This is a genomic window from Arsukibacterium sp. (assembly GCF_033722355.1).
GTDB lineage: Bacteria > Pseudomonadota > Gammaproteobacteria > Enterobacterales > Alteromonadaceae > Alishewanella.
In genome coordinates, this window is the sequence record NZ_JAWVZF010000108.1 from 1 (window position 1) to 9,238 (window position 9,238).

The 9,238-nt window shown below is 51.0% G+C and carries 8 protein-coding genes; 5 read left to right on the forward strand and 3 right to left on the reverse strand.

Annotation, left to right across the window (positions count from 1 at the left end):
- Together R3177_RS10290 and R3177_RS10295 are read right to left on the reverse strand one after the other, a co-directional pair.
- Positions 1-461, reverse strand: a 461-nt coding sequence (locus tag R3177_RS10290; protein ID WP_318970945.1) for a hypothetical protein, incomplete at its 3' end; no start/stop codon positions are given.
- Positions 458-1,420: a phosphate ABC transporter substrate-binding protein gene (locus R3177_RS10295; protein WP_318970946.1), complete on the reverse strand. Its 963-nt coding sequence runs from the start codon at positions 1,418-1,420 to the stop codon at positions 458-460. The genes R3177_RS10290 and R3177_RS10295, both read right to left, overlap by 4 nt.
- 207 nt (positions 1,421-1,627) lie before the next feature.
- Here R3177_RS10295 and R3177_RS10300 point away from each other — a divergent pair, with 207 nt between their 5' ends.
- From R3177_RS10300 to R3177_RS10310, 3 genes are all read left to right on the forward strand, one after another.
- Complete coding sequence (locus R3177_RS10300; protein WP_318970947.1) at positions 1,628-2,137, forward strand: glycine cleavage system protein R; 510 nt, start codon at positions 1,628-1,630, stop codon at positions 2,135-2,137.
- Positions 2,138-2,274: 137 nt separating this feature from the next.
- Positions 2,275-4,410, forward strand: coding sequence for a polyphosphate kinase 1 (ppk1, locus tag R3177_RS10305; RefSeq protein WP_318970948.1), 2,136 nt, complete (start codon positions 2,275-2,277; stop codon positions 4,408-4,410).
- Positions 4,407-5,939, forward strand: a complete 1,533-nt coding sequence (locus tag R3177_RS10310; RefSeq protein ID WP_318970949.1) for an exopolyphosphatase — start codon at positions 4,407-4,409, stop codon at positions 5,937-5,939. Before ppk1 ends, R3177_RS10310 begins: the two co-directional genes overlap by 4 nt.
- 11 nt (positions 5,940-5,950) lie before the next feature.
- On the opposite strand, the gene R3177_RS10315 is transcribed toward R3177_RS10310, so the two are convergent.
- Complete coding sequence (locus tag R3177_RS10315; RefSeq protein WP_318970950.1) at positions 5,951-6,868, reverse strand: patatin family protein; 918 nt, start codon at positions 6,866-6,868, stop codon at positions 5,951-5,953.
- Between the two features lie 233 nt (positions 6,869-7,101).
- On the opposite strand from R3177_RS10315, the gene R3177_RS10320 reads away from it, so the two are divergent.
- Both R3177_RS10320 and R3177_RS10325 read left to right on the forward strand, forming a co-directional pair.
- Positions 7,102-8,547 carry a dihydrolipoyl dehydrogenase gene (locus tag R3177_RS10320; RefSeq protein ID WP_318970951.1) on the forward strand — a complete coding sequence of 482 codons (1,446 nt, stop codon included), beginning with the start codon at positions 7,102-7,104 and terminating at the stop codon, positions 8,545-8,547.
- A gap of 115 nt (positions 8,548-8,662) precedes the next feature.
- Positions 8,663-9,181 carry a peroxiredoxin-like family protein gene (locus R3177_RS10325; RefSeq protein ID WP_318970952.1) on the forward strand — a complete coding sequence of 173 codons (519 nt, stop codon included), beginning with the start codon at positions 8,663-8,665 and terminating at the stop codon, positions 9,179-9,181.
- Positions 9,182-9,238 lie beyond the last annotated feature (57 nt).

Below are 9,238 nucleotides of genomic sequence, written 5' to 3' on the forward strand. Positions count from 1 at the left end.
CGGCCGCTCTGATAACCTGCCAGCAGTGACTGATCTGCCGCAAGCCAGCGTAAACTGGTCAGGGTATCAGCACTGTCTGACAGCGACCACTGCTGCAGGCAGCCGGCAGCGGTGTTTTTGCGGTAAAGACAGGCATCTCCTGCAGCCGTTGCCAGCAGGGTATAATCACCGGAACCGGATTCAGCACGAAATGCCACCTCGCCCGGCCAGCCTTGACGTTGAGCGACTGGCACAGCCTCGACGGCAGGCGTCTCAACAGCCACCGGCGGCAGCGCGATGCCGTTAACAGCGCGTAGTAGTGGTATCACTTCACTGAACAGGTAAATAAAAAGCGCCGCCAGCATAATAACCACGCTGACACCAGATAAGCCAATCAGTGCATGCAGCAGCCGGTTATACCAGCGGCGGCGACGTTGCAGCTGATAGGAATGCGGATTATCCCGGCGCTGGTGGAGTGTCATGATGACCCTGGCCATGCCGGTAAACCGAGCGTCTGCCGCCAGTAGCTGATAATGGTGTCCGGCAGTGGCAGAAAACCGTCCTGCCGCACCAGTTGCTGTCCGGTCGGTGATAAAACCAGGTCAAAAAAAGCCTGCTCATTGGCGGTCAACGGCTGTCCTGGCGCCCGGTTAACGTAAATATATAATTGCCTGGCTAGGGGGTAATCGCCCGCCAGGGCGTTGGCAGCAGTCGGCGCAACGGCTCTGCCATCAGGCAGTTGCAGGGACAGTACCTTAACATCTGCTGTGGCAAAACCAATACCGGAGTAACCAATACCAGATCGGGACTGACTGATTGCCCTGAGCAGAGCGGACGAGCCGGCTAACTGATTAGTCCGGGCTTTTATATCACCATTGCAAAGCACATGTTGTTTAAAGTAACCGTAAGTGCCTGACACAGAATTGCGACTGTACAGACTGATAAAGCGTTGCTGCCAGTGCCCGGTTAACCCCAGTTGGCCCCACTGCGTGATATCGGCCGGTGCGCCACAGCGGCGGTTTACAGAGAATATGGCGTCAAGCTGGCGCAGACTTAACTGGGTTAACGGGTTATCAGGATGAACATACACAGCCAGCAAGTCTACCGCGACCGGCACCGCAGTAGGCAGATAACCAAACCGCTGCGCAAATTGCTGTAATTCAGTCTGGCGCATAGCGCGGCTCATCGGTCCCAGTTGCGCAGTCCCTTCAATCAGTGCCACTGGTGCAGTGGATGAGCCAATGCTCTGGATCTGCACGTTTACTGTCGGGTGACGGCGACGATACTCTTCAGCCCAAAGTTGCATAACCTGCTGCAGGGTATCGGAGCCAACGCTGGATAAGGTACTGTCAGACGTTGCCGTAGCCGCTGACGCGCCCCCTGCTGCAGCCAGGACCAGCAGCAGCCCTGGCAATATTGTCCGCCATCCGGATAGTCCCATCTGTTTTTTTACCTATCCCATGAAACTCGCTGGCGCTATCTTATAACAGCATCGGATGACAAGACAGCAAACCAAAAAAATTTGTTAAGTAGCGTTTTAAAATCAGAAAGTTGTGTCTACACTCTAAAACACTTTTTATCGTATATTACGCCTAACCAACCGTTTTAACAGCGGTTAAATCTAAAGTGATAGTAAGGGAATATCCATATGAAGCAGTTAGTCCTTACCGTTATTGGTAAAGATAAAGCAGGGTTAGTGGAGCAACTGGCCAGAGTAATTAACGACCATAACGGTAACTGGATGGCCAGTAACCTGAGCCACCTGGCCGGTTATTTTGCCGGTATCGTACAAATAGAAGTGGCAGAACCCGATTTAGGCGATCTGGTAACAGGACTAAGTCAGATCACTGATTTAGACATTAAAGTGCAACAAGGTGAACACAGCGAACTGAATAAACAACAGCAATTACGCTTTGTGATTACCGGCAATGACCGGCCGGGTATTGTGCGTGAACTGTCGTCGGTTATTAAGCACAAAGGCACGAATATTATTCAGTTTTCCAGCAACAGACAAAGCGCGCCGAATTGGGGGGTGCCGCTATTTCACGCTGAAGCCACGGTGCAGTTGCCAGCAGGTTTAAGCCGCGATGAAGTGATTAAAGCGCTGGAAGCGATCGCTGCCGATATTGTAGTTGATGTGGAAACGGCGACAGACTAGCCACCCGGCCCCGAATATATCAGGCTGTTGCAACAATCAGCATCGGCACCCGGCTTTTTTGCCGGGTGAACGTGTTCATCATTTTGTCATAAAAATGCCATAGTGTGCTTTGCAGGCAGTAAGCAGGAGCAATCAGAATGGATCAGCCGGCATCATCCCAAGCACCCATCGGGGCAAACCCTGACTATCCTTTATTTCCGCGCGAATTAAGCTGGCTGGCGTTCAATGGCAGGGTACTGCAGGAAGCCGCCGACACCCGCAACCCCCCCATAGAGCGACTGCGGTTTTTAGGGATTTACTCAAATAACCTGGATGAATTTTTCCGGGTACGGGTCGCCGATGTAAAGCGGCGGATCCTGCTGAAAAAATATCAGACCTGGGAGCATGAAGACGCTGAAACCCTGTTGCAGCAAATTCAGCAGCAGGTTAAAGAGCTGGGTAAACAGTTTAATAAAATTTATCTGGATATTCAGCTGGAGCTGCGGAAACACAATATCGAACTGATTGATGACAGCAAGCTGACTGAGGCGCAGTCTGCCTGGGTAAAAGCATTTTTCCGCAGTGAAGTAAAACGGCATATTTCGCCGATTATTCTCTCCAGTACTGACAACTCACTTAGCAAAATCCTGGAAGACAATACCACCTACCTGATGGTCGAAATGACCGGCAGTGGTAAACCCGATTATGCCATTATTGAAGTGCCGACCGCCGAAGTGTCCCGCTTTATTGAATTACCGCTGCATTTGAATACCCGGAAAAAAAACGGCCATTACCGGCGCCAGATTTTATTGCTGGACGACATTATTAATCACTGTGCCAGTGATTTATTTCATGGCTTTTTTCAGTTTGACAGCATTTGCACTTTTTCGTTAAAGCTAACCCGTGATGCCGAATACAATATCAGCGATACCCTGGATCAGAGCCTGATAGATAAAATGTCGAAAGGGATCCGGCAGCGGTTAAAATCAGAGCCTACCCGGCTGGTATACGATGCAGCGATGCCGGAGCAAATGCTGAAAGTGCTGACCCGGTATCTTGGTACCAGCTCTACCGATGCGCTGATTGCCGGCAGTCGTTACCGTAATTTTAAAGACTTTATCGGTTTTCCTAACCTTGGCCATCAGAGTATGGAATTTCCACCGATGGAACCGTTGCCAAGTCCCGACTTTGAACACTACCCCACCAGCTTTGATGCTATCCGGGCCACGGATATTCTGCTGTATTACCCTTATCATAATTTCAGTTATTTTACCGAATGGGTGCGCCAGGCGTCGTTTGATCCGAAAGTCAGCCATATCAAAATGACCATGTACCGGGTTGCTAAACACTCAAGGGTGATTCACTCATTACTGGATGCAGTACGCAATGGTAAAAAAGTCACGGTGGTGGTGGAATTAAAGGCCCGGTTTGATGAAGAAAATAACATTAACTGGGCCAGACAAATGACCGAAGCCGGCATCGAAGTCATTTTTGGTCAGACAACTTTAAAAATTCACTCGAAACTCTGTTTAATCACCCGGCAGGAAAAGGGCAAAGCGGTGCGTTATGGCCATATTGGCTCAGGAAATTTTAACGAAAAAACGGCCCGGATATACACGGATATGAGCCTGTTTACCTGTCACAGTGAAATTACCGCTGAAATTGACCAGGTATTTGAGTTTATTCAGTACTCGTACCGGCCTTTTAATTTCCAGCATCTGATTGTTTCACCTACCTGGAGCCGGCCACGACTGCTTAGTTTAATTCAGCGCGAAATTGATTTTGCCAATAGTGGCCGCAAAGCCGAAATCTTTCTGAAGGTCAACAATCTGGTCGATGAAGAAATTGTCCAGCTGCTTTATAAAGCCAGCCAGGCCGGAGTAAAGATCCGGATGATTATCCGTGGTATGTGTTCACTGCTGCCAGGACTGTCCGGGAAAAGCCAGAATATTAAAATAATCAGTGTTCTTGATCGCTATCTGGAACACGCCAGAGTGTATTTATTTCATAATGGCGGCGATACTGCGCTTTACATTTCTTCAGCCGACTGGATGACCCGTAATATCGACCAGCGGGTTGAGGTCGGCGTGCCGGTTTATGACAGCCGGATTAAACAGCAGATTATCAGTACCCTGGATATCCAGTGGCGGGATAACGTTAAGGCGCGTATTATTGATGCTAAACATTCTAATGCTTATGTTAAGCGCGGTAATAAACGCAATCTGCGTTCCCAGCAGGAAATATACAACTTCCTGGCGCGACAACAGGCAGTACAGGTTGATGCAGACAATTGACTGATTCAGAACAGATAATACCCTCAAATGCTGATTATATGGCCGCTGTCGACCTTGGCTCTAACAGTTTTCATATGGTTATTGCCCGGGTAGTTGATGGCGCTTTACAGCTATTGCACCGGGAAAAGCAAAAGGTCCAGCTGGCCGAAGGCTTAAACGATGAGCTGGTGCTCAGCGAAGAAGCAATAGAGCGCGGTCTGCAGGTGCTGGCGCAATTTGCCGACACCCTGCAGCCTTTTGCGCCCAATGCGGTCCGGGTAATTGCCACTTACACCCTTCGCCGGGCCCGCAATTCAGCAACCTTTCTGCGCCGGGCAAAGGTGGTATTCCCGTTCCCGATAGAGGTGATATCCGGTCAGGAAGAGGCACGGTTTATTTATCAGGGTGTCGCCCATTTTGAACATTTCAGCGCCAAGCGGCTGGTCATTGATATTGGGGGTGGCAGCACTGAATTTGCGATTGGCGAAGGCTTACAACCGCTGCGCTTAAGCAGCCGTAATATGGGCTGTGTCAGTTATGGCCAGAGCCATTTCGGCCAGGGTAAGATCAGTGAACGCCGCTTTGAACGCGCCATTTTACAGGCAGAGCAGGAACTTGAACCTATTGTCAGCAGCTTTCGCACCGCTGGCTGGCAACAGGCCGTGGGTACCTCGGGTACAGTTAAAACCATTAAAGATGTCATAACTGGCCTTGGCTGGAACAGCAACAGCCTGCGACTGAATGACTTAACCGCCCTGAAGCGCCATCTGCTGCAACACAGCCATGCCAGTGAACTGGAATTAACCGGTTTAACGGACGATCGTAAGCTGCTGCTCTGCCCTGGCCTCGCCATTTTAATCGCCGCATTTAATATGCTGCAAATTGACGAGATGGTGTATGTCGACGCCGCGCTCAGAGAAGGGGTGCTGTACGAAATGAGTGAGCGTCTGCAGCATCATGACATTCGTGAGCATACTATCAGCAGTCTGATGCGCCGCTACAGCGTTGATGATGGTCAAACCCAGCGGGTGCAACATACCGCACTGGCTTTATTTGAGCAGGTGCAGAGTGCCTGGCAGCTGAGCGATGACGATGGCATGTTATTAAGTTTCGCCTGCCGGGTATATGAAATTGGCCTGCATATTAATTCTTCCGGCATTCAGAAACACTCTGCCTATATTCTGCAACACGCTAACCTGCCGGGTTTTAACCAGGAGCAGCAACAATTGCTGGCCTGCCTGGTGCGTTTTCACCGGCGCAAAATCCGGGCCGATGAGCTACCTATTTTTAGTTTGTATCAGCTACCACAGGTTATCCATCTGCTGGTATTGTTGCGCCTGGCTGTGCTGCTGAACCAGAAGCGGCGTGATGATTTTGTGCCTGCTCTGACTGCCAGCGCCAGTGCCCAGCAGCTGCAGCTGATATTGCCACCAGAGTGGCTGGCCCAGCAAACGGTACTATCGGCCGACTTGCAGCTGGAACAAAAAGCCCTGAAAAAAATTGCTTTCCGGCTGGACTGCCCCGGACTGCCTGAGACCGTTATTTATTAAAAAAGCGCAGTTCAGCGGTTGACGCCGGGGCTGCCAAAGCCGATGTCAGAGCGCACCACTGCAGTCGGGCAGGCGCGTTGCCGACTGGTCGTCACCTGCTGCAAGCCGCTCTGCCGGCCAGCCTGATAGCCCGCTTCAAGCTGATGCGGATCCTGACAAAACCGGCTGACATTAAAGTCTGCCGGAGGAGCGATGACGTGGATCCGGCAGTCGGCCGGTGGTCTGGCAATAAAATTCAGGGCCTGATTATAACGCGCCGTCCTGCTAAGTACGGCACTGAACATCTGCGGATACTGTTTAAAAAAGGGCTTCATTAAAACCGGTAAGCGGCTGACGCGCTTCCGGTAACCATTGGGCTGCGACAAGACCACAGTAATATCCCGCGCCCCCATGGCATAAGCCTTTAGCACCGGAATCGCATCAGCCAGGCCTCCATCCGTCATCTGTTCACCATTGATCTCTGGAAAATCCCGATACATTAGCGGAATGGCACATGAGGCCGGAAACAACTGATGCATGTTATCGCCGGTGACCTCAAAATAACAGGCCAGGCCGGTACTGACACTGGTTGTTACCGCATAAAGGGGCACCTGCTGGCGCAAATAATGATCAATATTAAGCGGCACCTCATCAAAGGAAGCATGCCATAACCAGCTGACGTCGCAAAAATGCCCGCCTTTTAAATATCGTCGCCAGTTTAAAAAATCCGTCCGGCGGGCATGATCAAGCAAAATCTGCCGGCTGCGGCCATGATCCCCGGCTAAATAGCCAATTAAATTAGTAGAGCCGGCCGACACGCCAATGGCAAACTGAAATGGCTGATACTGCTGTTCAATAAAGGCGTCCAGCACCCCCGCGGCAAAAATACCCCGCATGGCGCCCCCTTCTACTACCAGAGCCGACGATTCTGGCGCTATCTGCTTACTCATCGTACCTCCTGTTAGCTGTTTTCAGCCTAGCACAGCCCTGTAAACAGTGACAGCTCATATTCCATGCCTGTTCAAAAATCATTGGGCTGGCCGGTGCATTGCTGCCTGGCAAGCGATGGCCCGGCCTTCGCGGTGTATTGCTTATCCTGTGTCTGCAGTGACTTCTGCTATGCTGATAATCAGCCGTACTCTGAACCCGCAGCAACCGGTTCAGCAATGTTATCAGGAGCGATATGATGGATAGAAGACAGGTTGATGTCGCCATAATTGGTGCCGGTACAGCGGGGCTCACCGCCTATAATGCTGCGCGTAAGCATACTGACAAATTGGTGTTAATTGAAGGCGGCAGTTACGGCACGACCTGTGCCAGAGTCGGTTGTATGCCCAGCAAGCTTTTGATTGCGGCGGCAGAACAAGCCCACAATGCAGCACAAAGCGGACTGTTTGGTATTGAGATTAAACACCTGGTTATTGATGGCCGAAGCGTGCTCAGACGGGTACGTAATGAAAGAGATATCTTTGTCGCGTCGGTACTCAAATCAATGACAGACATTCCGGATGCGCATAAACTTCGCGGTACTGCCCGTTTTCTCGCCCCCGGTGTACTGGCCGTTGATGACGAAATCGAAATAACAGCAGCGCGCATTGTCATTGCTACCGGCTCAAGCCCACATATTCCCAACAGGTTTCAGGGCCTTGGCAATCGGCTGCTGACAACTGACAGCCTGTTTGAATTAGCCGATCTGCCAAAAAGAATAGCCGTCTTTGGTGGCGGAGCGGTTGGTCTGGAGCTGGGGCAGGCATTAAGCCGGCTCGGGGTCGACGTCAGCCTGTTTGGCCATGGCGGTGCCGTTGCCGGCATTGCCGATCCGCAAATCCGCGAATATGCCAGAAAATGCTTTAATCAGGCATTTTTTTTCGATGCTGATACCAACGTCACCGCCATTAGCGCCGATGCCGACCAGGTGTCTGTCAGTTTCAGCCATCCTGTCAAAGGGGCGGTGACCGAGTCGTTCGACTATCTGTTGCTGGCAACCGGGCGCTCACCTAATCTTGCCAGTCTAAAGCTGCAAAATAGTGGCCTGAAGTTAAATGAAAAAGGCGTGCCACTGACAGACCCGTCAACATTACAGTGTGACAATCAGCCGGTTTTTCTGGTGGGTGATGCCAATCAACAGCGCCCGGTACTGCATGAGGCTGCGCATGAAGGCAGGATCGCCGGCGATAATGCAGGACGCTATCCAGCGCTGATAAACGCTGAACGCTATGTGCCATTTTCTGTGGTCTTCACCAGCCCGCAAATTGCCCGCATTGGCACTTTACCCTGTCAGCTACCGGCAGCGGAGCGGGAAAACTATGTTGAAGCCAGCAGTTGTTTTGAGGATCAGGGACGCAGCAAAGTGATTGCAAAAAACCAGGGTATACTAAAGGTCTACGCCAGACGTGATAGCGGTGTGTTTACTGCAGCCGAGATGTTTGGTCCGGCCGCCGAGCATATTGGCCATTTACTGGCATGGGCGGCCCAGCAACAAATGACCGTTTCAGCGATGCTGGCCATGCCTTTTTATCATCCGGTGATTGAAGAAGGGGTGCGCACCGCGCTTAAAGACCTGCAAAATCATCTGGATAAAGCCGGCGCTGTTGTTAACCCCTGCCTGGAGTGCGGACCAGGCACGTAACATCTGTCAGCGACACTGTTATCTGACAATGCCGGGGCAATGAGTCAGCGACAGCACCGTTACATTTGATAAACGGCAGCACACTCAGTAATAACCAGTAATAAGGAGTCAGATTATGCCCGTTTCAGCACAAATCAATGCCCCTTTTCCGGCATTTTCATTAAAAACGCTCGATAATGACACCGTTGTTGTTGGCCGGCCAGCAAGTAATAAATGGCAAATGCTGGTGATTTACCGCGGCCTGCACTGTCCTATCTGCAAAAAATATCTCAGCCAGCTTAATGATATGCACGACGATTTTGCCAAAATGAATGTGCAACTTATCGCCATTTCGACCGATCCTGAAGATAAAGCCAGAAAATTCAGCGCTGAGTCAGCGCTGGATTTTACGGTTGCCTATGGCCTTGCAATTGAACAAGCCCGCAGTCTGGGCTTATATATCTCGACACCATTAAACAGTAATGAGACCGATCAGCCCTTTGCCGAACCGGGCTTGTTTTTAATCCGCCCTGATGGTGGCCTGCATTTTGCTGAAGTGGCCAGTGCGCCTTTCTGCCGTCCTGATTTGGATATCATTAAAATGGGAATAGCCCATATTCAGGAAAAAGACTATCCGGCCCGCGGGCTTGGCTAATCAGGGACGGCCACTGCCTGGGGTGGCCGGACTCAAGACTGGCTGGCATAAGGTTAA

Coding starts and splice junctions, on each gene's coding strand:
- R3177_RS10295 (WP_318970946.1), bottom strand. CDS start 1,420: ATGGGACTATCCGGATGGCGGACAATATTGCCAGGGCTGCTGCTGGTC.
- R3177_RS10300 (WP_318970947.1), top strand. CDS start 1,628: ATGAAGCAGTTAGTCCTTACCGTTATTGGTAAAGATAAAGCAGGGTTA.
- ppk1 (WP_318970948.1), top strand. CDS start 2,275: ATGGATCAGCCGGCATCATCCCAAGCACCCATCGGGGCAAACCCTGAC.
- R3177_RS10315 (WP_318970950.1), bottom strand. CDS start 6,868: ATGAGTAAGCAGATAGCGCCAGAATCGTCGGCTCTGGTAGTAGAAGGG.
- R3177_RS10320 (WP_318970951.1), top strand. CDS start 7,102: ATGATGGATAGAAGACAGGTTGATGTCGCCATAATTGGTGCCGGTACA.
- R3177_RS10325 (WP_318970952.1), top strand. CDS start 8,663: ATGCCCGTTTCAGCACAAATCAATGCCCCTTTTCCGGCATTTTCATTA.